The organism is Rhizobium sp. TAL182 (genome assembly GCF_002117725.1).
Lineage (GTDB): Bacteria > Pseudomonadota > Alphaproteobacteria > Rhizobiales > Rhizobiaceae > Rhizobium > Rhizobium esperanzae.
Map to the genome: position 1 here is coordinate 33884 of NZ_CP021025.1, position 26231 is coordinate 60114.

Here is a 26231-nt window from a genome sequence, read left to right on the forward strand (position 1 = left end):
ATGTCCGCAATCCCTCTTTCCACCCCCGAAACCATCGAGGAGCCGCCGGTCAGCCTGTGGCGCGACGCCTGGCATCGGCTGCGGCGCAACAAGCTCGCCGTCTTCGGCCTCATCGTCGTCCTGATCCTTGCCTTCACGGCGATCCTCGGGCCTTATCTTACGCCCTATGATTATCTCAGCCAGGATCTCAACGCCCGCAACGCGCTGCCGTCGATGAGCCATCTGTTCGGAACCGACGACCTCGGCCGCGATGTCTTCAGCCGCGTCGTCTTCGGCACGCGGACCGCGTTCCTCGTCGCCGTCATCGTCACCTTCTTCGCCGTGCTGATCGGCCTCACGCTCGGCGCGGTCGCAGGTTTCTTCGGCAATCCCTTCGACCGCGCCATCATGTGGCTGACCGACGTGACGATGTCGGTTCCCAACCTGCTGCTCGTCGTCGTCATCAACGCGTCGCTGAAATCGCCGATCACCCGGTGGATGGAGGCGCGCTACCTCGAGACCCTCAATCCCTTCTACCGCCAGACGATCTGGGTGGATTTCATCCTCGTCTTCGGGTCGATGGCACTGATCTCCTGGCCGCCCTACGCCCGTCTGGTGCGCGCCCAGGTGTTGTCGATCCGCAGCCGGCCCTATATCACCGCGGCCCAGGCGCTCGGCCTGTCGAACTGGGTCATCATCAAGCGCTATGTCGTGCCGAATGCGCTTGGGCCGCTGATCGTCTCGGTCAGCGCCGGTCTCGGCACGGCGATGGTGCTGGAAAGCGCCTTCAGCTTCCTCGGGGTCGGGGTCAATCCGCCGACGCCGAGCTGGGGCAACATGATCTCGGACGGTCTTCGCGTCTGGCAGCATTATCCGCATCTTCTCGCCGCTCCGGCGGCCGTGCTCGGCCTTGCCTCGGTTGCCTTCAGCTTCCTCGGCGACGGCCTCAACGACGCGCTCAATCCGCGGGGCAGCAAATGATGGACACGCAAAACAGAGAACGCCTGCTCGATGTCAGGGGCCTCACTGTCGAGATCGACGGCCGCAATGGGCCGGCCGTCGTCGTCGACGGCATCGATCTCCATGTCGACAAGGGCGAGACCCTTGGCGTCGTCGGCGAATCCGGTTGCGGCAAGAGCCTCACCATGCTGAGCCTGATGCGGCTCCTGCCGAACAAGATCAAGGTCGCCAAGGGAACGGCCACCTTCGACGGCCGCGACCTGCAGACGATGTCGAACAGCGAGCTGCGCAAGGTGCGCGGCGGCGATATCGGCTTCGTCTTCCAGGACCCGATGACCTCGCTCAATCCCGTCATGCGCGTCGGCGACCAGATCTGCGAGCCGCTGATCTATCATCGCAAGATGAAGAAGGCGGAAGCCCGCGCCCGCGCTGTCGAGCTTCTACGTCTGGTCGGTATTCCTGGTCCCGAAGAGCGCCTGCAGGCCTTTCCGCACGAACTATCAGGCGGCATGCGCCAGCGGGTAATGATCGCCATCGGCCTCGCCTGCAATCCGAAGCTCCTGATCGCCGACGAGCCGACGACGGCGCTCGACGTCACCATCCAGGCCCAGATCGTCGATCTGGTGAAGGATCTCAGAGCCAAGCTCGGCATGTCCGTCGTCTGGATCACCCATGATCTGGCGCTGATTGCCGGTCTTGTCGATCGCGTCGCCGTGCTCTACGCCGGCACGGTCGTCGAGGATGCGCCGGTGGACGAGCTCTATGCTCGTCCCAGCCATCCCTATACGCGCGGCCTGCTCTCCTCTATCCCGAAACTGTCGGATCCGCCGGCAAGCCGGCTGAGCTCGATCGGCGGCACGCCGCCGGAGCCCGGCCGCCGGCCGAAGGGCTGCCCCTTTGCGCCGCGCTGCCCGCTCGTCGAGGCGATCTGTCACGAGCAGGTGCCGCGGCTCGAACCTTTGAGCGGCAGCAGCAGCCATCGCGCCGCTTGTTTCGTCGTCCAGAGAATGCAGGAGGCCGCGTGATGGCTGCTCAACCGCTGCTCAAGGTCGAAAACCTGGTCAAGCATTTCCACGTCAAGCTTGGCGCCTTCGGCGAGCGCTCGGCGACCGTCTATGCGCTCGACAATGTCGACCTCGACATCATGGAAGGCGAGACGCTGAGCCTCGTCGGCGAATCCGGCTGCGGCAAATCGACGACCGGTTTCACCATCCTTAACCTCTACAAGGCGACCAGCGGCAGGGTCGTCTACAAGGGTCAGGACCTCGCGACGCTCGACGAGAAGCAGATGCGGCCCTTCCGCCGCGACCTCCAGATCGTCTTCCAGGATCCCTATTCGACGCTCAACCCGCGCATGACCGTGGGCGAAGCGATCGGCGAGCCGATGCTCTTTCATAAGCTCTGCACCAAGGCTGAGCTGAAGGAGAGGGTAGCGACGCTGCTCACCGATGTCGGCTTGCCCACACGCTTTGCCCAGCGCTATCCGCACGAACTTTCCGGCGGCCAGCGCCAGCGCGTCGTCATTGCCCGCGCGCTTGCCTGCCAGCCGAAATTCATCGTCTGCGACGAGGCGATCTCGGCACTCGACGTATCGATCCAGGCGCAGATCATCAACCTGCTGCTCGATCTGCAGGAAAAATACGGGCTGACATACCTCTTCATCGCCCATGATCTTGCCGTCGTGCGCCACATCAGCACCCGCGTCGGCGTCATGTATCTCGGGCGGCTGGCCGAACTCGCCACCCGCGAGGAGCTCTTCGACAATCCGCTGCATCCCTATACAAAGGCGCTGCTGTCGGCCGTTCCGGAGACCGATCCGGAACTGGAGCGCACCCGCCAGCGCCAGATCCTGCAGGGCGACGTGCCGAGCCCGCTGAACCCGCCGTCCGGCTGCCGTTTCCACACGCGCTGCCCGATCGCCATGGATGTCTGCAGCAAGGTCGTCCCCGCCTGGAAGGAAGCCAGGCCCGGTCATCTCGTTGCGTGCCACGCCGTCAATACGGAGCAAATCGCATGATCCTGAAGGCTGCGATCATTGCCGACGATCTGACCGGTGCGCTCGATACCGGCACACCCTTCGTCGAAGCCGGCCTTTCGGTGGCCGTCGCCATCGATATAGAGGCGGCGCAGGAGGCGGTCGCCACCGGCTGCGATGTCGTCGTCATCAACACCGCCTCCCGCGCACTGGACGAGCGCGAAGCCGCCGAAAGAGTACACTCGGCGGCGGCGGTCTTTCGTGACGAGAAGCCTGCGGTCGTCATGAAGAAGATCGATTCCCGGCTGAAAGGCAATGTCGCGGCGGAAAGCATGGCGCTGGCGAAGGTCTTCGACCTCAAGACCATCCTCGTCGCGCCCGCCATTCCCGATCAGGAGCGGTTGACCTACCGAGGCTGTGTCGTCGGCCGCGGCGTCAACCGGCCGCTGCCGATCGCTGAGCTGTTCAAAACCGGCGCGGACCGCGTTGTCGTTGTCGTTGCCGATGCCGAGGACGATGCCGATCTTGACCAGATCGCCGAGGGGCATGACTGGCAGACGACCCTTGCAGTCGGCGCCCGGGGTCTCGGCGCCGCACTTGCGCGCCACCTCGGCGAGGCAGGTCAATCGATCGGGAGGGAATTTGCAGCGAGCCCGCGGACCCTGTTTGCCTTCGGCTCGCGCGATCCGATCACTGCCGCTCAGATGAACCGGCTTGAAAGCACGGGCGCCTTGCGCATGGTGGTGGACGCGCCAATGGGCGAGATCGAATGTGGAGAGGGCCTGGCGCTGCCGGTGCTGTTGCGTTGCACAGGCGATATGGCAGCCGATGCGGGGCTCGTCGCCCGCAACTTTGCGGCAGGCGTTAAGGCCGTCATCGACGACACGAGGCCTGATATGCTGATGGTCGGCGGTGGCGATACGGCTCTTGCCGTTTTCCGCACATTGGGCGTGAGGGTTTTGGCGCCCAAGGGCGAGATCGAGGCTGGCATTCCCTGGTTCGATGTCACGGCCGCCGATGGCCGGCGTTTTCGGTGCGCCGTCAAGTCGGGGGGCTTCGGCAAGCCCGATAGTCTGCTAAAGCTGGTTCTTCGGAATCAGGCGGCATAGAACAGGACGATTTAGGCCAACCAGCCTAAATCGTCCTGTTCTAAATTCTGGAGTGAGAGCATGATGTCGTCCGAAAACCGCTCACACTTTTCGGCATCATGCTCTAGTAAGATACCGTCGGGGAGAATGACGTGGTTGAAGCGAATGGCGAATCTTTGAACGCGGAAACCGGCCCGCCGGGCAAGCCCGAACGCGGCAAGGCCGTCAAGCTGGTGGATCGTGTCTTCGACCAGTTGCTCGAGCGGATTCGTGGCGGAAATTATCCGCCGGATTCACGCCTTCCCGGCGAACATGAACTTGCCTCGATGCTGGGTGTTTCCCGGCCGATCGTCCGCGATGCGCTGGCGCGCCTGCGTGATCAGGGCATGGTCTATGCCCGACAGGGGGCCGGCACCTTCGTCAGTGCGCATGGATCGCCGACAACGCAGCTTGCCTATTCGCCGGTCAAGACGATTGCCGATATTCAGCGCTGCTACGAGTTTCGTCTGACCATCGAGCCAGCCGCGGCCTATTTCGCCGCCAAACGCCGCAATGAGCAGGCGATCCAGAAGATCGCCAGCGCCCTTGCTGATCTGCGCGAAGCGACCAGCCATCAGCTGCACCGCACCGACGCCGATTTCATCTTCCATCGCGCGGTGACGGAGGCAGCCAACAATCACTATTACACGGCCTCGATCGATGCCCTGAAAGCGCATATCGCCGTCGGCATGCACCTTCATGGTCTTTCCTTGCTCGGTCCCCGCCAGGGGCTGGAACAGGTCTATGAGGAGCACAACGCCATCTACAAGGCGATCGCCGATGGCCGGGCTGATGATGCGCAACGGCTGATGAAGGCACATCTCGAAGGCTCCCGGGACCGGCTGTTCGAAGGCAGGGTGCTCGACCTGTCCTTTTGAACCTTGTCGCCGAGCCGCATACGGGCATCAGATGTCATTCCCCAGTCCGAGCCGCTTTAGTGATATTTTGAAGCGGTAATGAGGTTATCGCCGCAAAAGAATGCCGGCAAAGAGCTGGCGGAAAGTACCGGCAATGACACCCTCCTGATGCGGATCCCCCGTCATTAAGGCCGAGGTGAGATTTCGCATCTGCTCGAAGGTGATGTGCGGCGGCAGCGGCGGCACTTCCGGGTCGGTCTTCACCTCGAGGATGACGGGGCAACCGGCGGTCAGGGCTGCTTCCCATGCGGCGCCGAGCCTATCCGGCTGGTCGACGAAAATGCCGCGCAATCCGATGAGATCGGCGAACTTGTGATAGGCTATGTCGGGAATAGATTGAGACGCGTTGAATTTGGGATCGCCCTCCATCACTCGCTGCTCCCACGTCACCTGGTTCAGATCCTGGTTGTTGAAGACGCAGATGACGAAAGTCGGATCGGCCCAGCTCTTCCAGTATTTGGCAACGGTGATCATCTCGGCGAGATTATTCATCTGCATGGCGCCGTCGCCGACCAGGCCGACGACGGGGCGATCGGAATGAGCGAATTTGGCGGCGATCGCGTAAGGGACGGCAGCTCCCATCGAAGCCAGGCCACCGGAAAGCGATGCCTTCATGCCGCGGCGCATCTTCAGGTCCCGGGCATACCAGTTTGCGCAGGAGCCGGAATCGCTGGTGACGACGGCGTTTGCCGGCAGCCGCGGCGAAAGTTCGGTGACGACGCGCTGCGGATTGACCGGATTGGCGTCGACATGGGCGCGCTCGTCCAGGGTCTTCCACCAGGAGGCGACGTCTTTCTCGATCGTTTGCCGCCAGCTGGTATCAGGATTTTCCCACAAGAGAGGCAGCAGCGCGCTGAGCGTTTCGGCCGCATCACCGGTCAAGTTGAGCTCCATCGGATAGCGCAGCGACAGCATGTCGGGATTGATGTCGATCTGCACGCCGCGCGCCCGGCCTTCTTCCGGCAGGAATTCGGAGTAGGGAAAACCGGAACCAATCATCAACAGGGTGTCGCAGTCGCGCATGAGGTTCCATGAGGGCTCTGTCCCGAGCAGGCCGATCGAACCCGTCACCCATGGCAGGTCATCCGGCAGCGCGGCCTTGCCGAGCAGGGCTTTGGCAGCGCCCGCCTGCAGGCGGTCCGCAACGGCAATGACCTCGTCCGTGGCGTTGAGCGCGCCGGCGCCGACGAGGATCGCCACTTTCTTTCCCGCGTTCAGAATATCGGCCGCAGCCTGAAGATCGTCTCCATGCGGAAAGACCCGCGGCGGGTGGTAACCCGGTCCCGAATGCACGGTTCCATGCTTTCGCGCTGGCTCCTCATAGGGCATTTCCTGCAGATCGTTCGGCAGAATGATCGCTGTCACCGTCCGGTTTGCGAGCGCGATGCGAACCGCGCGGTCGATCAGATGGCGCACCTGCGCCGGAGCGGAAGCCTGCTGCACGAAATCGCCCGCGACGTCCTTGAAGAGGGCGGCAAGGTCGAGCTCCTGCTGGTAATGTCCGCCGAGGGCATGGCGCGCCTGTTGGCCGACGATGGCGAGAACCGGCTGGTGGTCCATGCGAGCGTCGTAAAGACCGGTGATCAGATGGGTGGCACCAGGTCCCGAGGTTGCAATGCAGACGCCGAGTTCGCCTGAGAACTTCGCATAGGCGGCTGCCATGAAAGCCGCCATTTCCTCGTGTCGCGCCTGGATGAACTCCATCTTGTCGGATGCGCGATGGAGCGCCCCGAAGACGCCGTTGATGCCGTCGCCAGGATAGCCAAACAGACGCCGCACCCCCCATTCGCCAAGCCGTGCCACAAGAAAATCGCCGACAGTTTTCGCCATGGATGCTGTTCTCCTGGGATCGTGTGGGATGCGCTGGAAGCGGATCTACTCCGGATCAAGCCGCAGTTTCGGCGCCGGGCCAACCGGTGCGGTCTGCTTCAGCTGTGGATTTGATACCCGAGGCGGCCCCATGACGGATCCCATTCGACGTCCTCGACAAGTTCGACGAAGACGGGCTGGCCGCTATTGTCTCTATGGGACTCCGCCAGTTTGAATGCCGCCTCGGGCTCCATTTCCTCGCCGGGATAGACCGTGTCATCCAGGTCGGTCTCCGCGACCTTGCGGACATATCCCCGGATCTGGTCGCCCGATCGATAAAGTTTAATGATCAGCGACCCTGCCGGCGCCGTGCCACGGGAATATCGCATATATTCCCGACCATCCTCGGCCGGCTCGACCGTATCGTCACCCGCACGATACCAATGTGCGAGGTCCTGACCTTCCGGGCGTCCCTCGCTCTCCCAAATCCGGTAGGCGCGGGTTCTTCTTGTCTCCTCATCGATCATTCTTGCCTCCCGGCGGGCCTCATGATCACCTTGACCATGCGGTCTTGCCGCTTACTTGTTGAGCTCTTTGGCCATCTGCAGATGATGTTCCAGAGCGGGGCGCGTGCTTGCCGCCCATGCCTTCAGTTCGGGATTGTCCCCTTCGTCGCCATAGCGCTTGAAGAGATCGACCGCGTCCTCATGGGCAGATTCCTGGTTGGAGTGATATTGCTTGTTGAAATCGGCTCCTTGCAGGCCGTTCAGCTTGTCGAGCATGCTTTGCTGATCAGACGTCATGGCGCTCGGAAGCGTCGCCTTGATCTTGCCGCCGGAAACCAGCGCCTTGAGTTCCTCGCTGGTCTTCTGGTGGTCGGTGAGCATCTGCTGCGCGAAGGCCTTCGTCGCATCGTCTCCACGCTCGGTCGCAAGCTTGCTGGAGGCGATTTCGAACATGTCGCTTGCGGCTGCTTCCTTGACGAAATCTTCCGTTTTCGGCGGCACACCGATCAGGGAATTGACCCCGCTTTTTTCGGCAGCCGATTGCGCGAAGGCCGGGACAGCAAGCGAGAGGGCAAGCGAAGCGATAACAAAGCGTTTCATAAGGATCTCCTGGGTTGGTGATCGCCAAACTTGCGGACAGGCGCAGAGTTCCCGCCTTATCGCGTTGTTGATGATCGCTGTTCGTTCGACAGCGGCCGGGGCTTTAGAGCCCAAAGGGAAAAGTTTCTGGATCCGATGTACCGGACTCCGGTGCCATGAGCGGTGAAAGCGCCCGGGTTTCATCGAACCAGAGAAATGCATCATATTGCCGCGACAGCGATGTCGACATGTAATGGCTCAGCCGTTCCGTTTCCGGCCGGTAGATGACGCCGATGAAGCGCTGAAGCCGCTGGTCGACGAGGCTTGCATGCAATTCCTCATCGGCCGCGAGGTCGAGGAGAAATCGCGGCTTTCCGGAATCGTGACAGAGACGCTCATAGCTTTGCGGCAGGGACGGATTGACTCGCTTCTTCTCGGCCTGTCCATCCCAGTCGTTTGCCGCAATCACCTCGCCGGAATGCGTTCCCAGTCCAATGAGGCTGGTCATTCCATCGAAACGCTGCCGGCACAGCTGGCCAAGGTTCAGTTCGTCGCGGGCGGCTGCCATATCGGTATAGCGGGCATCGCCGACATGCGAGTTGTGCGCCCATATGATGATCTTTGCCGTCGGACCGTGGAAATCGAGGAGGTGCTCGACGGTATCGGCCATGTAGGTGTCGCGGAGATTCCAGGCTTGAGAACCGCCGTAATACATGATCCGGTAATACCGCTCGGCTGCGGCAAGCAACCGCGCCGACTGGGCGGCGTTCAGAAAGTCATGACCGTCTGAGGCGGCATCATCCAGGGATCGCGCCAGCAGCTCCGTGCATTGCTTCAGCACCGCCTCCTCGCATGACCTATAGGCATCGGTAAGCACGGCCCGGCCATAAGTCGCCGGATCGCTCTGCCAAGGACTGAGGCAGCCGTAGCGTTCCCTGGCAATCTCGGCGGTTTCCGGGCTGACATTTTCGAGATAGTCGAGGACGGAGCGGATCGATCCCGACATGTTGTAGAGATCCAGGCCGTAGAACCGGACCGGATCGGCGTGTAAAGCCTTGCGACGCTCGTTATCCCCCTTCAGCCAGCCGAGGAATCGCGAAAATTCCAGGTTCCGCCACATCCACTTGGGAAAACGGCTGAACGGCTGATCGCCTTTCGACGGCTGGCCGTTTATCCAGCGGTCGATCGCCGCGGCGTCCGGCCAATCCGCTTCGACCGCCACCATATTAAACCCGTGATGTTCGATCAGGTGACGGCTGATGGCAGCGCGCGCCTCGTAGAACTCGGCCGTGCCATGGGTGGATTCACCAAGCAGAACGATGCGGCTTTCGCCAAATCGATCGAAAAGGGCGGCAAAGCTCCGGTCGTCGACCGAGGGAAATTCTTCCGCCACGGCCGCGATGAGTTCGTAAGGCGTTTCCTCCATGCGCGATGACGAGGCTGCCGCCGTGTACATCGGATGTGCGGCAGTCCAGGCATCCTCGCCGATCAGGGGCACGAAGAAGACGCCGCCGAGATCCTCCTCCTCGAAGGTGGTTGCACCGGTGCGCGTGATGCGTTTCAGGCGCTGCTCGTCACCTCGGCCGACCGGGATAACGAGCCGCCCACCAAGATCCAGCTGCTCCTTCAAGGCGGCCGGCACTTCGGGTGCGCCCGCCGAAACGATAATGGCATCGAAGGGAGCGGCTTTGGCCCAGCCCTTGCTGCCGTCGCCCACTCGGACGTCGATGTTGCGGTATCCGAGCTTCTCGAATCGCTCCCGAGCCTGAAGCGCCAGCCTTTCATGCCGTTCAATGGAATAGACGTGTTTTGCGATCCGGCTGATGAGGGCCGAGGCGTAGCCGGAACCGGTTCCGACCTCCAGAACCTTGTCGCCAGCGTCGAGATCGGCTTTTTCGATCATCAGTGCGACGATGTACGGCTGCGAAATTGTCTGCCCCTCGCCGATCGATAACGGCGCATCCTCATAGGCGAATTCCTCGAAACCAGGATCGACGAATTTTTCGCGCGGCACCATCCGCATCGCCCTGGTGACGCCTCGATCGCGAATGCCGCGACGCATGACATGATGTTCCACCATGTGGTCTCGGATGCGGGTCATATCCATGGGTCACCTCCAGTCTCGGGGAGAACAGCTGAAAGCAGGTGGTTGTTCCCCGGCAATGCGGCCATGTCCTTGGTAGGGCTCGTTTGCGGCCATGGCTTGCGGGTTCAACCGGATCGCAGCGCCCGTCAGCACGGCTGATATCAGGCGCGCGTCGTAGATGGTCGAGCACAATACTGCACGCAAGGCCGATTGTTCCGCACAATTCGTGAGTTCGCAATTTCTGAGCGGATGCGATCGGCAAGGGGACGGGCCAGCTGCCTAGGTCTTTCTATGCCCTTGGCTCCGGGAACCCGAGCGGCCGCTGGTTGTTGGTTATCGCCCCAGCCCCCGGATAAGGAATAGAAATTGAACCTCAGCACCCTCCTGTTCGGTCGGCGTCTCGCCAATCGCGAGCACGAAGACAAGAAGATCGGTTGGATAGAAGCCGTGCCCGCCATGGGGCTGGATGGCCTCGGCTCATCATCCTACGGGCCGGAGGCAGCGCTCACCATCCTCATTCCACTCGGCGCGCTCGGCGTTGTCTATATCGGCCCGGTGATCTTCTGTATCGTCGCTCTGCTGGGGATCCTCTATTTCTCCTACCGGCAGACGCTCGCCGCTTACCCGACGAATGGCGGCGCCTATGTGGTGGCGAAGGAGAATCTCGGAGAATATCCGAGCCTGCTTGCCGCCGCGGCGTTGATGATCGATTACGTCCTGAATGTCGCGGTCGGCGTTTCGGCAGGGGTTGGGGCACTCGTCTCGGTGGTACCGAGCCTTCACCCCTACATTCTGCCCCTCTGCCTTGGCATCGTCCTCCTCGTTATGCTGGCCAATTTACGAGGAACGGGAGAGGCCGGCTGGCTATTCGCATTGCCGACCTACCTCTTCATCATCTGCTTCCTGGGCGCCATCGGCTATGGGCTAGCCGGGATCGTTCTGGCGGAGAAACCTGCACCCGTCGTCCTGCCGCCTCCGCTCGGTCTGGCAGCACAAGGCGCGACGATATGGATTCTCATGCATGCATTTGCCAGCGGTTGCACGGCGATGACCGGGGTTGAAGCCGTTTCCAACGGGATGGGTTCGTTTCGGCAACCGGTCATGCGCAACGCCTACATCACCCTCACGATTATCGTCGTCATTCTCACTTTGTTGCTCGGCGGCATCGCAACCATCGCCACCGTCTTCGATATCGGCGCAATGGATCAGACGAAGGAAGGATACCAGAGCGTGCTGTCGCAGTTGATTGCCGCCGTCGCCGGCCGTGGCGCCTTCTACTATATCGCAATGGCAAGCCTTCTCAGCGTCCTTTGCCTCTCGGCCAATACCAGCTTTGTCGGTTTTCCGCGTCTCTGCCAGATGGTCGCTGCCGACGGCTACCTCCCTAAGGCCTTCGCTCAGCCGGGGCGCCGGCTGGTGTTTACCGCCGGCATCCTCTTCCTTTCCGGCTTCGCCGCACTGCTTCTGATCGCCTTCGGAGGGATCACCGACCATCTGATCCCGCTCTTTGCAATCGGCGCATTCTCGACATTCACGATTTCTCAGGCAGGCATGACCGTGCACTGGCGCCGCCAATCCAGAGGATACGCGGCAAAACTGACGATGAACGCCGTCGGTGCGGCAGCGACCGGCGTTGCGCTCGTCATCATCCTGACCGCAAAATTTGCCGAAGGCGCGTGGATCACATTGATTACCGTGCCGCTGACGATCGCCATTCTGAAGTCGATCAAAAACTACTACCGATCGCTTCAGCGCGAATTGCGCAAGCCCGGTCCGATCACCGTCGAAGACGTCGAGCCGCCGACCGTCATCGTGGTCACCGAGACGTGGAACAGATTAAGCGAACGCGCCATCAAGTTTGCCTTGACGATTTCGCCTGATGTGGTCGCCGTCCATTTGATCCGTCTCGGCGGACCGGAGCGGGATGAACGTGAAAACGCGCTTCGCGAGGAATGGCGTGCCGAGGTGGAAGAACCGATCGCTGCGCACGGACTGAAGCCGCCCAGACTCATGTTCATTCCCGCGCCTTATCGGCAACTGCATGAACCGCTCCTGCGACTGATCGAAAAGCTCGATGCCGATAGTCCGGAACGGCGGGTGGCGGTTCTCATCCCCGAAACGGTTAAAGACAAGTGGTGGCAGAAGCTGCTGCATATGAACAGGGCAGGGCGGCTCAGGGCAAAACTGGTCAAGCTCGGCGGGCCTCGTCTGACGGTCGCAACGGTTCCCTGGCGATTATATCGGGAAGAGCAGGAGGCGGGGTAATCGCTCTTTTGCCCGGCCTGTCGGTGGAACTTAGTATAAGAAGCGAAGTTGGACAGGCATCAGCAAAGAGGCGCCAGTGTCCACCAATCCACTTACCAGCGAACCGGTTGAAGATTTCGTCTCTCGTCTTGAGGTGATGACGGACGACGAATTGTTCGTGATCATGAATGATCTGGAAAAAGCGAGCGAGACCACCAAGGGCGGCGCAGCAGAGGAGGTTCTTGCCCGGATCGCTTTGGCCGAAAGCGAGATCGAACGGCGCTATCCCGGCCGGTTGCTCGCCCCGTATCGCGACTGGAAGCAACGACAACCGCTCCTGTAAGCGCTTGCGATATCATGTGAAAGGAAGCTTCAATGAGCAGTTCTGAGACAACGACGGATCATAAGAAAATCCGCAAATGGGTGGAGGAAAGGGACGGCAGGCCGGCGGCTATCCGGACCCGCGGCAAGGGCGGCGTTCTCCGGATCGATTTCGGCGAAAAGGAAGAGGAATTCGACGAGATCGACTGGGACGAATTCTTCAAGATCTTCGACGAAAACAAGCTCGCCTTTCTCTACCAGAACCAGACCAAGGACGGAAAGACGAGCCGCTTCAACAAATTCGTCGAGCGCGACTGAGCGCTCGACCTCATTGCCTTCTGCTCGCTGCCGTGATGACGGCAGCGCCCGCTATTTTGTGCCCGAACCAGGTTTTGCCGCTTTCGAATGCTGATGGTCGAGCACGCTTGCCGGCGTGACATTGGCAACGGCTGCCTGGAGCTTGTTCTTCCAACCGCTCACAACATCGCCTTCGCCGTCCATCATCGCGTCATAGCCGATGCGCGCGACCTCGCCAGCGTCGTCCTTCTTCGACTGACCGATCGCCGTATCCAGAAGACTGGCGCGCTTGAAGAACTCGGTTTCCGTCGCCCCTGGCATCAGGCAGCTGACGGTGACACCGGACTCCTTCAACTCCTCGCGCAAGGCGAAGGAGAAGCTGTTGATGAAGGCCTTGGTGGCGTTATAGACGGCCTGGTAGGAACCCGGCATGAAACCGGCGATCGAGCCTGTCAGCAGAATGCGGCCTTGGCCGCGGCTGCGCATCTGATTGCCGATCTGATGAATGAGATAGATCGTTCCGGTGATGTTGGTATCGACGACCTTGCGCGCCTCGTTGAAATTCTGATCGAGGAAACCTTCGCCGATGCCGCGGCCGGCATTGGCCATCAACAGATCGACCGAACGGCCGCTGGCGGTGATGCGCTCGGTCAGCCGGTCGACGCCTTCAAGCGTCGAAAGGTCGGCTTCGACAGCATCGACTGACGTGCCGAACGCCTTGAGATCTGCGGCTGCCTGGTTGATCCGCTCCTCGTCGGCGACAACGATGAGATCATAACCGTCCCGGGCCGCACACTTCGCCAGTTCGTAGCCAATGCCGGTGGAGGCGCCGGTGACGACGGCCAGGCCTTTGCCTGATTCATCAGGAGCCATCATATTTCTCCTTAAGGTTTGAGAACATCCGTCCTGCTTGTCGCGAAATGTCTTGTAGAGGGTCGGACCGTCTTCCAGCGGTTCTCCTCGCCGGTCGCCGACGGCGCTTCAACCTCAGCTTCGGAGAAATGTTCCCGGCGATGCAGGGCTTTCATGGTCGCCGCTCATGAGCTGCTTCAGGGGAACCAGGGGCTATGCAGTGAGTTCACTCCGGAAGGGCTGCAACGTTTCAAGGAGAAATTCATGACCTCCCCCAAACATGCCAAGACCACCAAGCCTAGCGATATCGACCTTTCGGACGACCCGGGCATCAGCCGTTCGCGTGGCATCGTCTCGCCGCCGGACGACGAAGTGATGCAGGCCGAAAACACAGTCGAAGGCGATACAGCCAACGATACGACGCCCCAGGGCGGTGTAGATCCACGCCATCGTGGACGCACCAACAAATAGTCGTGATACTCGGGCCGGTCAGAGATCGAGCAACGCGTAAGTCTTGCCGGTGGGCTTCTCGATATGGGCGGCGACATTGTAGACGGGGGCGCCGCCCGGCGTACGGCCCTCATAGGATCCCCGGTGGGCATGACCGTGTACGACCGCATTGACGCGGAATCGGTCGATCGTTTCGGCCAGCCGTGAAGAGCCGAGAAACGGATAGATTTCCAGGGGTTCGCCCACCACTGTTTCGGCAATCGGCGCGTAGTGCAGCACGACAAGGGAACGATCGGAGCGGACTTGGCGCATCGCGTTTTCCAGGCGCATCGACTCCTCGACGCTTTCGGCGACCATCGCCTTGATCGCCGCCTCGCCGAACGAGCCGAGCATGTGTCGCCCGAAGCCGCCGGCAAAGCCCTTGACGCCGACGAAACCGACTCCGGCGACTTCGGCCGCCTGGCCGTTGAGCAGTTTCACGCCGGCATCGGTCAGGACCCGGCAGACGTCATCGACCTGGCCGCTCTCGTGATCATGGTTGCCGAGGACGGCGACGGTCGGCACCGTGCAATGGCGCAGATCGCTCGCAAGCAGTTCGGCTTCCCTCGGCTTGCCGAGATCGGTCAGGTCGCCGGCAATGACGAGAACGTCGGCCACTGAGGAAATCTCCGCGAACAGATCCTTGTAGGACTTGGCGCCGTCTTCCGTCACATGAAGATCGGCCACCGCTGCAATTCTCACGCTCTTTCGCTGATCATCCATTGGGTTTCTCCTAATCTCCTCGCAATTCACCTTCGCCGCCGACATCGGCAAAACCCCACTCCCTCACGTCGATTTCGAAATCGATGCGGGAATACATCCGGCCGCGGCATATTTTCATTTGCGGCAGCGGCAGGTCCTGCTGCGCCTTGAGCCGGTCCAGCAGCTCCTCCAGCAGCCATTGCGGAATCTTGTCTCGCTCGGTCGGGTAGATCCACCTGAAATTGAGAAGATGGATGAGGAGGACTTCCCAGTGGACTTCCAGATAAGCCAGCAGCTTGCGCCAATCGATGGAGTCATGTGACTTCAAGATGACGTGCGCGATATCGGCACCATCATAGCGGTGGCGCAGCTGGACGAAGCATTTCGACCAGATCAGTTCGGTCGGGCTGACAATCCTGACCGTGTGGCCGCACATCTTGACCCTGCGCGCATCCTCGAACCAGTCGTCGCCGACCGGCATCGTTCCGTTGGAGGAGGCAAAGATGACGTCGAAGAAATGGTTGCCCTTGAAGACCTTTCCGAGCCAGCGCTCGTCTTCGACTTCGACCGTGTAACCCTTTGCCTTGAAGTGGCCGAGAATGCGCGCGTAGTCGCCCGCTTTGCAAAATATGTCGAAATCCTTCGTCTGGCGCGAAATACCCGTATAGGCGCAGACAGCATAGGTGCCGGCGACCAGAAACGGGATCTGCGATCCGACGAGTTCTCGGACCGCCTGGGTCACGAACGGTTCGGCGTCTGGATCGATGAGTTCCGGAACCGCCTTCACTTTCATGAGCGTATTGTTGTTTTTGCCTCTTTCGGCACTTCGAGCGGTCATCGTCGATCCCAGCATTGATAGGAAAAGCAACACTTGGATGGCTTCTATGTTCCGCCGCGCCTGTCCGGGCGATGAAGCTGCAGTAATGGCAGGGGCCGACGAAAGCTCTCGAATCATTCGGAACTTCGCTACCGGCGCGTCGTTTGGACCATAACAAGCATCGCAGAAACTTTCCCGAGATCTGAACGGAGGATGTCATGGACAAGCGAGCGAAAATATCGACCGGCACCAACGACAGGCCCAGAAACGAGACCATTGCTGAAAGCGGCCCCGGCATTCCCGACGATAGCGGCCGGATGGTTGAGGTGCCGGATGCGGAAGCAAGGCGTATGAAAGCATCGCTGCTGCGCGATCGGCTCGACGAACTCAAGGAGAAGCTCGATGAAGAGACCGAGCTTCCGCAAAGGGGTTCTCCATGAGCGAGGTGAGGAAAGGCGGCCCCAACCCTTCAGGAATGAGCCACGATAATTCCAAACCGCCGCGGCGTATGATGATATTCGTCGTCACCATCTTCCTGATCGCCTGCCTTGTCGCACTCGCATTCACATGGATGAGACATCCCGGCGAACCGGACGAGAAATCACCTGCGGCGACGACGGAGCAGACACGATGAGCGAGGGGGATAGAGATCCTGTTCAGCGGCCATCGTCCTCTTCCGTAGGCAAGCGCACCAGGCTCAATGCCGGCAGAATAGCCCTGATCCTGATCGGCACGGTCGCCGTTGTCGCATTCACGCTTTATGCGACAATTGTTCTCTACGGGCTCATCAAGGGCTCCTGATCAATCACATGCCGGCGCCATAGATGCCGTCGATCGCCTCCGCGACCGCAATGACATTCTCGCACGCGGGATCGTAACGCTGGCCTCTGGCGAGCTTTCTTGCCCAATCCACGGCAGCCCGTCCGCCCCAGTCGTCGGGAGGGAGGGCCAGAGTTTCGCTCGAAGTGCCGGACATCCTGACGGCCGTAAAATCGTAGAATGAGCCATCGACATTCCTGAAGGAGGCGCCTCCCTCGGTCCCGAAGAAATCGGCGCCGATCTCGGCGTCACAGCCGGCGTTGAGGCGCCAGGAGCATGTCAGTCGGATGATTTCGCCGCCGGCAAGCGTCAGCGTTGCGGCCGCAAAATCCTCGACCTGACCTTTGTTTTCAAGCCGTTTCCCGCCCGCTCTCAAGGCGCTCGTGACGTTGGTGACGGAAGGAAAATCGAGGCACCATAAGGCGAGGTCGACGAGGTGAACACCGAGATCGATGACGCAGCCGCCGCCGGACTGGTTCTTGTCGTAGAACCAGGGCTTGTCGGGGCCATAAGCATTATGAAAGGTCAGATCGGCCGCAAAGATCTTTCCAAGAGCGTTCGAACGGATGAGCTGCCGGATCTGCTGCATGCCTTGCGTGTGTCGATAGGAAAGATCGACGCCAAGCAGCCTGTCGGCGGTTCTGGAAGCATCGACGACGGCCCTGACCTCGGATGCCGTTCGGCCAAGCGGCTTCTGGCAGAAGACGGCAAAGCCTGCCCCGAGGGCGCGGATGGACTGTTCGGCATGTGCGGCGCTCGGCGTTGCGATGACGATTCCATCGAGTTCCAGGTCAAGCAACGCGTCGAGATCGGAAACGATCCCGGCATTGGGGGCGAGTGCCGCGGCCTCCCGCGCCATGTCCGCGGAAGGATCGGCGATAGCGGCGGCCTCGGCCGCGCCGCTGTCGAGGATCGCTTTCATCCTATGCCGGCCGATCCATCCGACGCCGAGAAAGCCGAGCTTCGGCCGTTTGATGGTCACCGCATGTTCTCCGGAGATCCACGCCTTCATGAATATTGCACCAGAGCCTTGAGAAAACCGTCCGGCCGGTCGCGCGTCGTGTTGAGGGCGTCGTCCAGCCTCTCCAGCGGATAGATATGCGTGTAGAGCGGCTGCGGATCGATCCGACCGTGGCGCACGGCTTCTATGGCGTCGCGAATGCCTTTGATATAGACGGCCGGCTCGCGCTCGTGAGCGTTGATGACGTCGAGCCCGCGCCAGTTCCAAAGCTGCATGTTGATCTGGCGGGCGCCATCCTGGTGATAACCGGCGATGATCAGTCGCCCCCGTTCCTTCGTAAGCTCGCCCGCCAGGTCGAGCGGCCATTGTTTGCCGACGGCTTCGATGACGCAATCGCAGAATTTTCCGCCCGTAAGTGTTTTGACGCGCTCGATGATGCGCCAATGATCATCCATCGGAATGATCTCGGCCGCTCCCATCTCTCTCGCCACCTCAAGGGAATAGGGCCGGCGCGAGATGGCGATCACCCTTGCGCCGGCTGCCGCGGCAAGCCGGGTGAGAAGGGCGCCCAAGAATCCGATGCCGACGATGGCGACGGTCTGACCGCCTTCGATGTTGCTGCGGTCGAAGATATTCATGGCGCAGCCGAGCGGTTCGCCCGGAAAGGGCTTGCCATCCAACTCCTTCGGCAGTGATGCGACCATCGAGGCATCGGCAATGTCGTGCGTGGCGTAGGCATGGTAGGAAAGAGCGGCGACCCGCTCTCCCATCCGAATCCCCGTGACATCGGGGCCGATCGCGTCGACAATACCCCAGCCCTCATGGCCTAACCCGCCAGCCTCGGTGGGGAACGTCATCCAGTCCGGTCCGGCCCAGGGCGTGAGGTTCGAGGCGCAGACGCCGCATCCTTCCAGTTTCACCCTGACCTGGCCCGGACCGGGTTTCGGCAAGGGGCGGGTCTCCACCGAGATATGTCCGGGGCTGGTGACGATGGCAGCCCGCATGAGCCCGGTCTTCTGTCTCGCCGCAATATCCATAAGATGTCCTCCAATGTGGGCATCCCTAGAACAAAAGGCCTCCCGAAGAGTTCCGGTAGAGGTCAAAGAAGCATAGATGATGAAGTCAATAAAGATGTCATTGAAGAAGGAACTTTTCCATTCGCGTTCGGTTCGGCGCCTATCTCCGAAGCTAATTATTCAACCGGACGGATCTCATAATGACGATTTTGATAACTGGAGGATGCGGCTTCATTGGTCGCCACGTTGCTGAAGAACTTCTGAACAATGGCTATGACGTGCGCATTCTCGATGCGCTGATCGACCAGGTGCATGGCGATGCCGAAGTCAGCGTGCCCGATGGAGCCGAGATCATTCAAGGCGATGTCAGGGACAAGGACGCTGTGCGCGCGGCGCTTGCCGGTGTGAACGGCGTCATTCATCTCGCTGCCGAAGTCGGCGTCGGACAGTCGATGTACGAAATTGCCCGCTATGTCGGCTGCAACGACCTCGGCACCGCGGTGCTCCTGGAAGCCATGATCGGCCTTCCCGTCAAGACGATCGTCGTCGCCTCATCGATGAGTGTCTATGGAGAGGGGCTCTATCGGACGGCGGATGGAAAGCGGCTCGGCTATGTCAGGCGGCGCATGCAGCATGTCAAGCAGGGCCGCTGGGATCCGCTCGACCAGGACAATCAGCCGCTGACACCGGTCGCCACCGACGAGGAGAAGCCGGTCGATCTTGCGTCCATCTACGCTTTGACGAAATACGCCCAGGAGAGGCAGGTTTTGATTTTCGGCGAAGCCTACGGGCTAGATGCCGTCGCGCTGCGTCTCTTCAACGTTTTCGGCGTTGGTCAGGCGCTTTCCAATCCCTATACCGGCGTGCTCGCCAATTTCGGTTCGCGCCTCGCCAACGGCCAGCCGCCGATGATCTTCGAGGATGGCAGGCAGCGGCGCGATTTCGTCCACGTCCGCGATGTGGCGACAGCCTTCCGCCTGGCTCTGGAAAAACCCGCGGCAGCCGGTCACGTGATCAACATCGGCAGCGGCCAGGCCTATTCGATTGCCGATGTCGCGACGCTTCTCGCCGATGCCATGGGTGTGCCCGAGATCGGCCCCGACATCATGAACAAGGCGCGTTCGGGGGACATCCGCAATTGCTTCGCCGACATTTCCAAGGCGCGCGAACTGCTCGGCTTCGAACCGAAATATCGTCTCGAAAATGCCCTCGCTCCCTTCGCCGAATGGGTGCGTCAGACCGGGGCGGTCGACCGTGCCGTCGAAATGAAGCGGCAACTGGAAGAGCGGGGGCTGGTTTCATGAACAAGGCCGGTGCTCGAGCATCCGATCAGGAGACGAGGCAATTCGGTTTCGTCGAATGGTTCCGGCCCGGAGAATATGAGCGGGCTGAGGCCGCGCTGCCGGATATGCTGAGAAGCGGAGCCAGCTATCTCCGTACGCATCTTTCCTGGGCGGAATATCTGGCGCCCGGCGGCCAGCAATGGTTCGATTGGCTGATCCCGCGTGTCGGCAGTGAAATCGATCTTCTACCCTGTATACACTACACGCCGCCTTCCCTCTCCCGGACGGGCAGGTCTTCTGGCGCGCCGGTCAATCTCAAATCCTATGCCGACTTCGTCGATCATATCCTGACGCGCTATGGTCGTTATATCAGTCATATCGAACTCTGGAACGAGCCGAACAACCTGCTTGACTGGGATTGGCGCCACGACGGCGACTTTCTGCTTTTCTGCGAAATGGTCGGGGGCGCCGCCTACTGGGCGAAGCAGAGGGGCTACAAACCGGTGCTGGGCGGTCCGTGCCCCTTCGATCCCTATTGGCTCAATCTGATGGGCACGCGCGGCGTGCTCGGCGTCGTCGACGCCGTCGGCTTCCACGGTTTCCCTGGAACCTGGGACAGCGAGGAGGCAAGCTGGGGCGGCTGGGACATGCATCTCGGAGAGATGCGTGGGATTATCGATCGTTTTAATGCCGATGCAGAAATATGGATCACCGAAACCGGCTACTCCACCTGGCGCAATGACGAGATCGAACAGGCGCGGCGCTTCATCAGAGCGCTGAACGTGCCGGCCGATCGCATGTACTGGTATTCATGGCGCGACGTGCCGCCGGATGTTCCGGTTCAGGAAGGCCTGTGGTTCGATCCCAGGCATTATCATCTTGGCGCTGTCAGCCACGACAATAAACCGAAGCTTCTTGCCCGCCTTCTCACGGAAGGAGGTGTCGAGAGGCTGGAGGAGGTCGCGGCCCTTGCCGCTCCCAATATCACCTCCGGCGCCGCGCCGATCATCGTAACCGGCGGCAGCGGGTTTGTCGGCTGCAATCTCGCCGACCGCCTGCTCAGCGACGGCGAGGACGTCGTCATTCTCGACAATCTCGCACGATCGGGAGTCGATCAGAATCTCTCCTGGCTGAAGGAGCGGCATGGCGGGCGGGTGCATCCGGTCCTCGCCGACGTTCGCGATCTGCTGGGCATCGAAGCAGCCTTCAGGGATGCCAAGGCCGTCTTCCATTATGCTGCGCAGACGGCGGTGACCACCAGCCTCGTCGACCCGCTGGAAGATTTCGAAACGAACGCGCGCGGAACGCTTAATGTGCTGGAATCGGTGCGCAGGGCAGGCAAACGGGCTCCGGTCATCTTCGCCAGCACCAACAAGGTTTATGGTGCTCTCGGCGATCTCGGCATGATCGAACTCGATGATCGTTATCTTCCCGAAGACGAGACCATCAGGAGGCAAGGGATCGGCGAGGATCGGCCGCTCGATTTCTGTACGCCATATGGATGTTCGAAGGGTGTCGCCGATCAGTATATTCTCGACTACGCGAAATCCTACGGCATCCCTGCCGCCGTCCTGCGGATGAGCTGCATTTATGGACCGCGCCAGTTCGGCACCGAGGACCAGGGCTGGGTGGCGCATTTCCTGATCCGTGCGCTCGGCGGCGAACCCATTTCCATCTACGGCGACGGCAAGCAGGTGCGCGATATTCTGCATGTCGATGATGCCGTTGCTGCCTATCGGCTGCTGCTTTCCAATATCGAGCGGGTCAGCGGCAAAGCATTCAACCTCGGCGGCGGGCCGCGCAACGCCGTCAGCGTGCTCGCGGTGCTGCGCGAGATCGAAGTGCTTGCGGGCCGGCCTGTCGAAACCAGCTTTGGCCCATGGCGCGCCGGCGATCAGCTCTATTTCGTGGCCGACACGACGAGACTTGAACAGGAAACCGGCTGGCAGGCCGGAATCGGATGGCGTCATGGTTTGCGGCACCTCGCCGAATGGCTGATCGCCCATCGTTTCGGCGGCCGGCAGCTCCGCAGAGAAAAGCGGAAGGCATCGGCATGAGCGAACATGAACGAAGCAAGGGGCACCGCCGCGTGCTGATGACGGTTGACGCTATCGGCGGCGTCTGGCGCTACGCTATGGACTTGGGCGCAGCCCTGAAATCGAACAACATCGAGGTTGTCTTTGCCGGACTGGGGCTTTTCCCGGCAGACGACAAGATCGCCGAGGCCGGCCGGGTCGGCAAGCTCGTCTGGCTGGATGCGCCGCTCGACTGGACGGTCGAGAATGAAGAGGCAGTTGCCGAAGTTCCGGGGCTGATCGCCGCTCTCGCGCGCCGGGAACAGGCCGATCTACTGCATCTCAATCTGCCGTCGCAGGCGGCGGGCATGGAAACAAACCTGCCGATTGCGGTGGTTTGCCATTCCTGTGTCGTCACATGGTTTGCCGCCGTTCGCGGACGTGAAGTGCCAAAGGACTGGCAATGGCAGTACCGGCTGAACCAGGAGGGCTTTGCATGCGCGGACGCAGTGATCGCGCCAAGCCACGGCCATGCGAAAGCGATGGAAGCGGCCTATGGAGCAATCGGAAATCTCCAGGTCGTTCACAACGCCAGCGCCCTTGAGGCTTCCGACGAACCCAAGCAGGACTTTGTTCTTGCAGCCGGGCGCTGGTGGGACGAGGGCAAGAACGGCGCGGTGCTGGATAAGGCTGCAGCTATGACGCGCTGGACGGTGGCGGCGGCCGGCGCGACCGTCGGCCCTAACGGCCAGACCATGCGATTTCGCCATGCCGATTACCGAGGCGAGCTTTCGCATGAGCGGATGAGCGCCTTGACACGGCGGGCGGCCGTCGTGGCCTCGCCTTCGCTCTACGAGCCGTTCGGTCTTGCCGCTCTCGAGGCGGCGCGGTCGGGCGCGGCCTTGGTGCTTTCTGATATCCCAACCTATCGCGAGATATGGGACGGGGCTGCTCTTTTTGCCGATCCACATCGCCCCGATGCCTTCGCCGATGCTTTCAATACTCTTGCCGACGATCCGCAGCTGCGCGCTGCGTTCGGACGAAAAGCGCGTGCCAGGTCCGCCGCCTTCAGCGTCGAGGCTCAGGCAGAGGCGATGTGCTCGATCTATTCCGGCATGTGCGCCCGCGATTTTTCAACAGCAGCGGAGTAATCATGAAGTTCGTTTTCTACACCCATTCACTGGTCTCCGACTGGAATCACGGCAATGCTCATTTTCTTCGCGGCGTCATGCGCGATCTCCAGCGGCGCGGTCATGAGACGCTGGCGCTGGAGCCGCACCATGCCTGGAGCCGGGCCAATCTGCTGAGGGACCAGGGGGCGGCCGCGGTCGAGGCATTTCACCAGGCATTTCCGCAGCACCGTTCGCGGACCTATGGTGTCGAGTTCGACCACGAAGCAGCGCTTGCCGATGCCGACGTCGTTATCGTCCACGAGTGGACGGAGCCGCAATTGGTCGAGAGGCTCGGCCGCATCCGGCGCGATGGCGCGACCTTCACCCTGCTTTTCCACGATACGCATCATCGCGCCGTCTCCGCTGAAGGCGATATCGCGGGGCTGGCGCTTGACGATTATGATGGTGTGCTGGCCTTCGGGCAGACCTTGCGTGAACGTTATCTCCGAGCCGGCTGGGGAAAGTCGGTCTTTACCTGGCACGAGGCGGCTGACGACGCCCTGTTTCGGCCGCTGCCGGACATCGAGAAAACTGGAGACCTCATCTGGATCGGCAACTGGGGCGACGATGAACGGTCGGCCGAAATCGGCGAATTCCTGATCCGTCCCGCGACAGATCTCGCCTTGAATACGGTCGTCCGCGGCGTTCGCTATCCCGCTCATGCACTGGACGAACTTCGAAAAGTCGGCATCGCCTATGGCGGCTGGATCGCCAATGCCGACGTTCCTGCGGCCTTCGCCCGCCGCAGGGTCACCGTCCACATTCCGCGCCGACCCTATGTCGAACATCTGCCGGGTATTCCGACCATCCGTGTCTTCGAGGCGCTCGCCTGCGGAATACCGTTGATCTCGGCGCCGTGGAACGATGTCGAACATCTCTTCGAAGCTGGCCGCGACTATTTGCTCGTCGGTGACGGCGAGGGGATGAAGAAAAGCCTGCGCGATGTCCTCTCCGATGCCGATCTGGCGGCGAGCCTTGCCGCCGCCGGCCTTGAAACGATCAAGGCCCGTCACACCTGCCGCCACCGCGTCGACGAGCTTTTCGCCGTCCTGGCGCGCTGCGGCACGCATAGGGTCACCGCAAACCTGCAATCCAGGGAGGCTGCCGAATGAAGATCGCCTTTTACGGATCGAGTCTCGTCTCCGCCTATTGGAACGGCGCCGCCACCTATTATCGCGGCTTGCTGCGCGCTCTGGCGGAGAAAGGTTACGACATTACCTTCTACGAACCCGATGTCTATGATCGGCAGAAGAACCGCGACATGGATCCGCCGGACTGGTGCAGGGTCGTTGTCTATGAAGGGACGATCGATGCCCTCAAAACCGTCACAAGCGAGGCGGCCGCGGCCGATATTGTCGTCAAGGCAAGCGGCGTCGGTTTCGAGGACGATCGATTGCTGGAAGAGGTGCTGCGTCACGCACGCCCGCACGCGCTGAAGATCTTCTGGGATGTCGATGCGCCGGCGACGCTCACCGAGCTCAAGGCCAACCCCGATCACCCATTGCGCCATGCGCTCGCCCGGCTTGATCTCGTGCTGACCTATGGCGGCGGCGACCCCGTCGTGAACGCATACCGTTCCGTCGGAGCGGCCGAATGTGTGCCGATCTACAATGCGCTGGACCCGCAAACGCATCATCCGGTGCCGCAGGACTACCGCTTCGCCGCCGATCTCGGGTTCCTTGGCAATCGCCTGCCGGACCGCGAGGCGAGGGTCGAGCATTTCTTCCTGGAGCCGGCGTCGCGCCTGCCGAACCGGACGTTCCTGCTTGGCGGATCCGGCTGGCAGGACAAGCCGATCTCGTCAAATGTCCGTTATATCGGCCATGTCCCGACACGCGATCACAACGCCTTCAATGTGACGCCGATGGCGGTCCTCAACATATCGCGCGCCAGTATGGCGGAGAATGGCTTTTCTCCCGCGACACGGGTCTTCGAGGCGGCCGGTGCCGGGGCTTGCCTTATCACCGATTACTGGGAAGGCATCGATGTCTTTCTGAAGTCCGGCGAGGAGGTCCTGGTCGCGCGCGACGGACAGGACGTGGCTGCCTTGCTCGATGGTTTGTCCCGCCAAGCCGCACGGGAAATCGGAGAAAAGGCGCGCCGGCGCGTCCTGGCCGAACACACCTATAGCAATCGCGCCGAAGCGGTAGACGAGATTTTTCGCGCACGGCTCGGCGGACGGGAGGCGGCCGAATGACGAGATCGCTCGACATCGTCCTCCTCGGGCTTTCCCTTTCCTCTTCCTGGGGGAATGGCCATGCCACGACCTACCGCGCCCTGATCAAAGGCCTTCGGCGGGCCGGCCATAAGGTGCTGTTCCTGGAGCGGGACGTGCCGTGGTATGCCAGCCACCGGGATCTCCCTTCGCCTGACTTCTGCGAACTCGCCTATTATTCCGATATCGGCACAATGATCGAGCGTCACGGCGAAAGGCTCCGCAGAGCCGATGCCGTCATCGTCGGATCCTACGTTCCCCACGGTGTGCAGCTCATCGACAGGCTCGAGGCGCTGGAGCCGAAACGCCTGTGCTTCTATGACATCGATACGCCAGTCACGCTGGCGAAGCTCGATCGGGCCGATCAGGAATATCTGGCGCTAAGGCAGATTCCTTTGTTCGACGCTTATTTTTCCTTCTCCGGAGGCGAGGTGTTGACCCGGCTCGAACAGAGATACGGTGCCCGCAGAGCCATCGCGCTCTACTGCTCGGTCGACGAGAGCCGGTATGTCCGGACGGGCGAGTCCCATCGCTGGGATTTCGGCTATCTCGGAACCTACAGCCCCGACCGGCAGCCGACGCTGGAGCGCCTTCTGCTGGAGCCGGCGCGCCGCCTGCCGTCGATGCGCTTCGTGGTCGCCGGGCCGCAATATCCAGCCGAGATCGAATGGCCGGCCAATGTCGAGCGCATCGAGCATCTGCCGCCTGCCGATCACGCAAGCTTTTACAGTCGGCAGCGGTTCACGCTGAACGTGACCCGCGGCGATATGATCGCCGCCGGCTGGTCTCCCAGCGTGCGGCTGTTCGAGGCTGCTGCCTGTGGGGCGCCCATTGTCAGTGACTTCTGGCAGGGCCTCGATGAGCTGCTGCCGGACGGCAAGGCTTTGTTCATTGCGCGCGCGCCGGAGGATGTCGTGGCGCTGCTGACGGAGCTTCCCGACAGCGACCGTCTGGCGGTCGCCGCCGCAGCGAGAAAGCTGGTGATGAGCAGTCATACCGGTGCCGCACGTGCCGGTGAGCTCGTCAGGGCTCTTTCCGACCTGCCCGCCAAGCCAGCTTTCGACCGTATCTCAGCGTGAAGGAGAGTATC

The 26231-nt window shown here is 61.3% G+C and carries 27 protein-coding genes; 18 read left to right on the plus strand and 9 right to left on the minus strand.

Annotated features, from left to right (window positions below; all coding sequences use genetic code 11):
* From Tal182_RS22385 to Tal182_RS22405, 5 genes are all read left to right on the plus strand, one after another.
* Positions 1 to 960 (plus strand): ABC transporter permease, encoded by a 960-nt coding sequence (locus tag Tal182_RS22385; protein ID WP_085861047.1) that lies wholly within the window; start codon positions 1 to 3, stop codon positions 958 to 960.
* Complete coding sequence (locus Tal182_RS22390; protein WP_085861048.1) at positions 957 to 1964, plus strand: ABC transporter ATP-binding protein; 1008 nt, start codon at positions 957 to 959, stop codon at positions 1962 to 1964. Before Tal182_RS22385 ends, Tal182_RS22390 begins: the two co-directional genes overlap by 4 nt.
* Entirely contained in the window at positions 1964 to 2956 is a 993-nt protein-coding gene (locus tag Tal182_RS22395) for an oligopeptide/dipeptide ABC transporter ATP-binding protein (RefSeq protein ID WP_085861049.1), read from the plus strand. The genes Tal182_RS22390 and Tal182_RS22395 overlap by 1 nt, the downstream gene beginning before the upstream one ends.
* Positions 2953 to 4023: a four-carbon acid sugar kinase family protein gene (locus Tal182_RS22400; RefSeq protein ID WP_085861050.1), complete on the plus strand. Its 1071-nt coding sequence runs from the start codon at positions 2953 to 2955 to the stop codon at positions 4021 to 4023. Before Tal182_RS22395 ends, Tal182_RS22400 begins: the two co-directional genes overlap by 4 nt.
* Positions 4024 to 4154: 131 nt before the next feature.
* Positions 4155 to 4919, plus strand: a complete 765-nt coding sequence (locus tag Tal182_RS22405) for a FadR/GntR family transcriptional regulator (RefSeq protein ID WP_064806492.1) — start codon at positions 4155 to 4157, stop codon at positions 4917 to 4919.
* Positions 4920 to 5003: 84 nt separating this feature from the next.
* On the opposite strand, the gene Tal182_RS22410 is transcribed toward Tal182_RS22405, so the two are convergent.
* The 4 genes from Tal182_RS22410 to Tal182_RS22425 all read right to left on the minus strand — a co-directional run bounded on the left by Tal182_RS22410 (position 5004) and on the right by Tal182_RS22425 (position 9959).
* Positions 5004 to 6788 (minus strand): thiamine pyrophosphate-requiring protein, encoded by a 1785-nt coding sequence (locus Tal182_RS22410; RefSeq protein WP_085861051.1) that lies wholly within the window; start codon positions 6786 to 6788, stop codon positions 5004 to 5006.
* Between the two features lie 98 nt (positions 6789 to 6886).
* Complete coding sequence (locus Tal182_RS22415) at positions 6887 to 7294, minus strand: DUF2934 domain-containing protein (RefSeq protein WP_085861052.1); 408 nt, start codon at positions 7292 to 7294, stop codon at positions 6887 to 6889.
* Between the two features lie 51 nt (positions 7295 to 7345).
* Positions 7346 to 7873, minus strand: a complete 528-nt coding sequence (locus Tal182_RS22420) for a DUF4142 domain-containing protein (protein ID WP_085861053.1) — start codon at positions 7871 to 7873, stop codon at positions 7346 to 7348.
* A gap of 103 nt (positions 7874 to 7976) precedes the next feature.
* A complete protein-coding gene (locus Tal182_RS22425) occupies positions 7977 to 9959 on the minus strand; it encodes a protein-L-isoaspartate(D-aspartate) O-methyltransferase (protein WP_085861054.1) in 1983 nt (660 codons plus the stop codon).
* A gap of 345 nt (positions 9960 to 10304) precedes the next feature.
* On the opposite strand from Tal182_RS22425, the gene Tal182_RS22430 reads away from it, so the two are divergent.
* The 3 genes from Tal182_RS22430 to Tal182_RS22440 all read left to right on the plus strand — a co-directional run bounded on the left by Tal182_RS22430 (position 10305) and on the right by Tal182_RS22440 (position 12821).
* On the plus strand, positions 10305 to 12203 hold the full coding sequence (locus Tal182_RS22430; protein WP_085861055.1) for an APC family permease: 1899 nt from the start codon (positions 10305 to 10307) through the stop codon (positions 12201 to 12203).
* A 76-nt stretch (positions 12204 to 12279) separates the two neighbouring features.
* Positions 12280 to 12525 carry a hypothetical protein gene (locus Tal182_RS22435; RefSeq protein ID WP_085861056.1) on the plus strand — a complete coding sequence of 82 codons (246 nt, stop codon included), beginning with the start codon at positions 12280 to 12282 and terminating at the stop codon, positions 12523 to 12525.
* A gap of 32 nt (positions 12526 to 12557) precedes the next feature.
* On the plus strand, positions 12558 to 12821 hold the full coding sequence (locus Tal182_RS22440) for a hypothetical protein (protein ID WP_085861057.1): 264 nt from the start codon (positions 12558 to 12560) through the stop codon (positions 12819 to 12821).
* A gap of 51 nt (positions 12822 to 12872) precedes the next feature.
* Here Tal182_RS22440 and Tal182_RS22445 read toward each other — a convergent pair whose 3' ends face one another.
* The gene (locus Tal182_RS22445) at positions 12873 to 13673 is read right to left on the minus strand and encodes an SDR family NAD(P)-dependent oxidoreductase (RefSeq protein WP_085861058.1); all 801 of its coding nucleotides are present in this window, start codon (positions 13671 to 13673) and stop codon (positions 12873 to 12875) included.
* Between the two features lie 243 nt (positions 13674 to 13916).
* Here Tal182_RS22445 and Tal182_RS22450 point away from each other — a divergent pair, with 243 nt between their 5' ends.
* A complete protein-coding gene (locus Tal182_RS22450; protein WP_064806656.1) occupies positions 13917 to 14123 on the plus strand; it encodes a hypothetical protein in 207 nt (68 codons plus the stop codon).
* Between the two features lie 18 nt (positions 14124 to 14141).
* Here the strand turns inward: Tal182_RS22450 and Tal182_RS22455 are convergent, their stop codons facing one another.
* Together Tal182_RS22455 and Tal182_RS22460 are read right to left on the minus strand one after the other, a co-directional pair.
* Complete coding sequence (locus tag Tal182_RS22455; RefSeq protein WP_020922670.1) at positions 14142 to 14864, minus strand: metallophosphoesterase; 723 nt, start codon at positions 14862 to 14864, stop codon at positions 14142 to 14144.
* Between the two features lie 10 nt (positions 14865 to 14874).
* Positions 14875 to 15681, minus strand: a complete 807-nt coding sequence (locus tag Tal182_RS22460; protein ID WP_064806658.1) for a nucleotidyltransferase family protein — start codon at positions 15679 to 15681, stop codon at positions 14875 to 14877.
* Between the two features lie 197 nt (positions 15682 to 15878).
* Here Tal182_RS22460 and Tal182_RS22465 point away from each other — a divergent pair, with 197 nt between their 5' ends.
* The 3 genes from Tal182_RS22465 to Tal182_RS32375 are packed head-to-tail and all read left to right on the plus strand — an operon-like array spanning position 15879 to position 16461.
* Entirely contained in the window at positions 15879 to 16100 is a 222-nt protein-coding gene (locus Tal182_RS22465; protein WP_064812439.1) for a hypothetical protein, read from the plus strand.
* Positions 16097 to 16294: a hypothetical protein gene (locus Tal182_RS31835; protein WP_125461498.1), complete on the plus strand. Its 198-nt coding sequence runs from the start codon at positions 16097 to 16099 to the stop codon at positions 16292 to 16294. The genes Tal182_RS22465 and Tal182_RS31835 overlap by 4 nt, the downstream gene beginning before the upstream one ends.
* Complete coding sequence (locus tag Tal182_RS32375; protein ID WP_164517816.1) at positions 16291 to 16461, plus strand: hypothetical protein; 171 nt, start codon at positions 16291 to 16293, stop codon at positions 16459 to 16461. Before Tal182_RS31835 ends, Tal182_RS32375 begins: the two co-directional genes overlap by 4 nt.
* A 4-nt stretch (positions 16462 to 16465) precedes the next feature.
* Here the strand turns inward: Tal182_RS32375 and Tal182_RS22470 are convergent, their stop codons facing one another.
* Positions 16466 to 17491 (minus strand): Gfo/Idh/MocA family oxidoreductase, encoded by a 1026-nt coding sequence (locus tag Tal182_RS22470; RefSeq protein WP_085861059.1) that lies wholly within the window; start codon positions 17489 to 17491, stop codon positions 16466 to 16468.
* Positions 17488 to 18477, minus strand: coding sequence for a zinc-binding dehydrogenase (locus tag Tal182_RS22475; protein ID WP_064806512.1), 990 nt, complete (start codon positions 18475 to 18477; stop codon positions 17488 to 17490). The genes Tal182_RS22470 and Tal182_RS22475 overlap by 4 nt, the downstream gene beginning before the upstream one ends.
* A 179-nt stretch (positions 18478 to 18656) precedes the next feature.
* Here Tal182_RS22475 and Tal182_RS22480 point away from each other — a divergent pair, with 179 nt between their 5' ends.
* Genes Tal182_RS22480 through Tal182_RS22505 form a run of 6 tightly spaced genes read left to right on the plus strand, consistent with a single transcriptional unit; the run spans position 18657 to position 26220 of the window.
* Positions 18657 to 19760, plus strand: a complete 1104-nt coding sequence (locus Tal182_RS22480) for an NAD-dependent epimerase/dehydratase family protein (protein WP_085861060.1) — start codon at positions 18657 to 18659, stop codon at positions 19758 to 19760.
* Entirely contained in the window at positions 19757 to 21796 is a 2040-nt protein-coding gene (locus Tal182_RS22485) for an NAD-dependent epimerase/dehydratase family protein (protein WP_085861061.1), read from the plus strand. Before Tal182_RS22480 ends, Tal182_RS22485 begins: the two co-directional genes overlap by 4 nt.
* Positions 21793 to 22905: a glycosyltransferase family 4 protein gene (locus tag Tal182_RS22490; RefSeq protein WP_245344873.1), complete on the plus strand. Its 1113-nt coding sequence runs from the start codon at positions 21793 to 21795 to the stop codon at positions 22903 to 22905. Before Tal182_RS22485 ends, Tal182_RS22490 begins: the two co-directional genes overlap by 4 nt.
* Positions 22906 to 22907: 2 nt before the next feature.
* Positions 22908 to 24038, plus strand: coding sequence for a glycosyltransferase (locus tag Tal182_RS22495; RefSeq protein WP_085861062.1), 1131 nt, complete (start codon positions 22908 to 22910; stop codon positions 24036 to 24038).
* On the plus strand, positions 24035 to 25123 hold the full coding sequence (locus Tal182_RS22500) for a glycosyltransferase (protein WP_085861063.1): 1089 nt from the start codon (positions 24035 to 24037) through the stop codon (positions 25121 to 25123). The genes Tal182_RS22495 and Tal182_RS22500 overlap by 4 nt, the downstream gene beginning before the upstream one ends.
* Positions 25120 to 26220 (plus strand): glycosyltransferase, encoded by a 1101-nt coding sequence (locus tag Tal182_RS22505; RefSeq protein WP_085861064.1) that lies wholly within the window; start codon positions 25120 to 25122, stop codon positions 26218 to 26220. The genes Tal182_RS22500 and Tal182_RS22505 overlap by 4 nt, the downstream gene beginning before the upstream one ends.
* Positions 26221 to 26231: the final 11 nt, after the last annotated feature.

Bases quoted from the DNA above. Each gene is read 5' to 3' on its own strand.
- Tal182_RS22385 (WP_085861047.1), top strand. From the start codon at position 1: ATGTCCGCAATCCCTCTTTCCACCCCCGAAACCATCGAGGAGCCGCCG.
- Tal182_RS22390 (WP_085861048.1), top strand. From the start codon at position 957: ATGATGGACACGCAAAACAGAGAACGCCTGCTCGATGTCAGGGGCCTC.
- Tal182_RS22395 (WP_085861049.1), top strand. From the start codon at position 1,964: ATGGCTGCTCAACCGCTGCTCAAGGTCGAAAACCTGGTCAAGCATTTC.
- Tal182_RS22400 (WP_085861050.1), top strand. From the start codon at position 2,953: ATGATCCTGAAGGCTGCGATCATTGCCGACGATCTGACCGGTGCGCTC.
- Tal182_RS22410 (WP_085861051.1), bottom strand. From the start codon at position 6,788: ATGGCGAAAACTGTCGGCGATTTTCTTGTGGCACGGCTTGGCGAATGG.
- Tal182_RS22415 (WP_085861052.1), bottom strand. From the start codon at position 7,294: ATGATCGATGAGGAGACAAGAAGAACCCGCGCCTACCGGATTTGGGAG.
- Tal182_RS22420 (WP_085861053.1), bottom strand. From the start codon at position 7,873: ATGAAACGCTTTGTTATCGCTTCGCTTGCCCTCTCGCTTGCTGTCCCG.
- Tal182_RS22425 (WP_085861054.1), bottom strand. From the start codon at position 9,959: ATGGATATGACCCGCATCCGAGACCACATGGTGGAACATCATGTCATG.
- Tal182_RS22440 (WP_085861057.1), top strand. From the start codon at position 12,558: ATGAGCAGTTCTGAGACAACGACGGATCATAAGAAAATCCGCAAATGG.
- Tal182_RS22445 (WP_085861058.1), bottom strand. From the start codon at position 13,673: ATGGCTCCTGATGAATCAGGCAAAGGCCTGGCCGTCGTCACCGGCGCC.
- Tal182_RS22450 (WP_064806656.1), top strand. From the start codon at position 13,917: ATGACCTCCCCCAAACATGCCAAGACCACCAAGCCTAGCGATATCGAC.
- Tal182_RS22455 (WP_020922670.1), bottom strand. From the start codon at position 14,864: ATGGATGATCAGCGAAAGAGCGTGAGAATTGCAGCGGTGGCCGATCTT.
- Tal182_RS22460 (WP_064806658.1), bottom strand. From the start codon at position 15,681: ATGACCGCTCGAAGTGCCGAAAGAGGCAAAAACAACAATACGCTCATG.
- Tal182_RS22465 (WP_064812439.1), top strand. From the start codon at position 15,879: ATGGACAAGCGAGCGAAAATATCGACCGGCACCAACGACAGGCCCAGA.
- Tal182_RS31835 (WP_125461498.1), top strand. From the start codon at position 16,097: ATGAGCGAGGTGAGGAAAGGCGGCCCCAACCCTTCAGGAATGAGCCAC.
- Tal182_RS32375 (WP_164517816.1), top strand. From the start codon at position 16,291: ATGAGCGAGGGGGATAGAGATCCTGTTCAGCGGCCATCGTCCTCTTCC.
- Tal182_RS22470 (WP_085861059.1), bottom strand. From the start codon at position 17,491: ATGAAGGCGTGGATCTCCGGAGAACATGCGGTGACCATCAAACGGCCG.
- Tal182_RS22475 (WP_064806512.1), bottom strand. From the start codon at position 18,477: ATGGATATTGCGGCGAGACAGAAGACCGGGCTCATGCGGGCTGCCATC.
- Tal182_RS22480 (WP_085861060.1), top strand. From the start codon at position 18,657: ATGACGATTTTGATAACTGGAGGATGCGGCTTCATTGGTCGCCACGTT.
- Tal182_RS22485 (WP_085861061.1), top strand. From the start codon at position 19,757: ATGAACAAGGCCGGTGCTCGAGCATCCGATCAGGAGACGAGGCAATTC.
- Tal182_RS22490 (WP_245344873.1), top strand. From the start codon at position 21,793: ATGAGCGAACATGAACGAAGCAAGGGGCACCGCCGCGTGCTGATGACG.
- Tal182_RS22495 (WP_085861062.1), top strand. From the start codon at position 22,908: ATGAAGTTCGTTTTCTACACCCATTCACTGGTCTCCGACTGGAATCAC.
- Tal182_RS22500 (WP_085861063.1), top strand. From the start codon at position 24,035: ATGAAGATCGCCTTTTACGGATCGAGTCTCGTCTCCGCCTATTGGAAC.
- Tal182_RS22505 (WP_085861064.1), top strand. From the start codon at position 25,120: ATGACGAGATCGCTCGACATCGTCCTCCTCGGGCTTTCCCTTTCCTCT.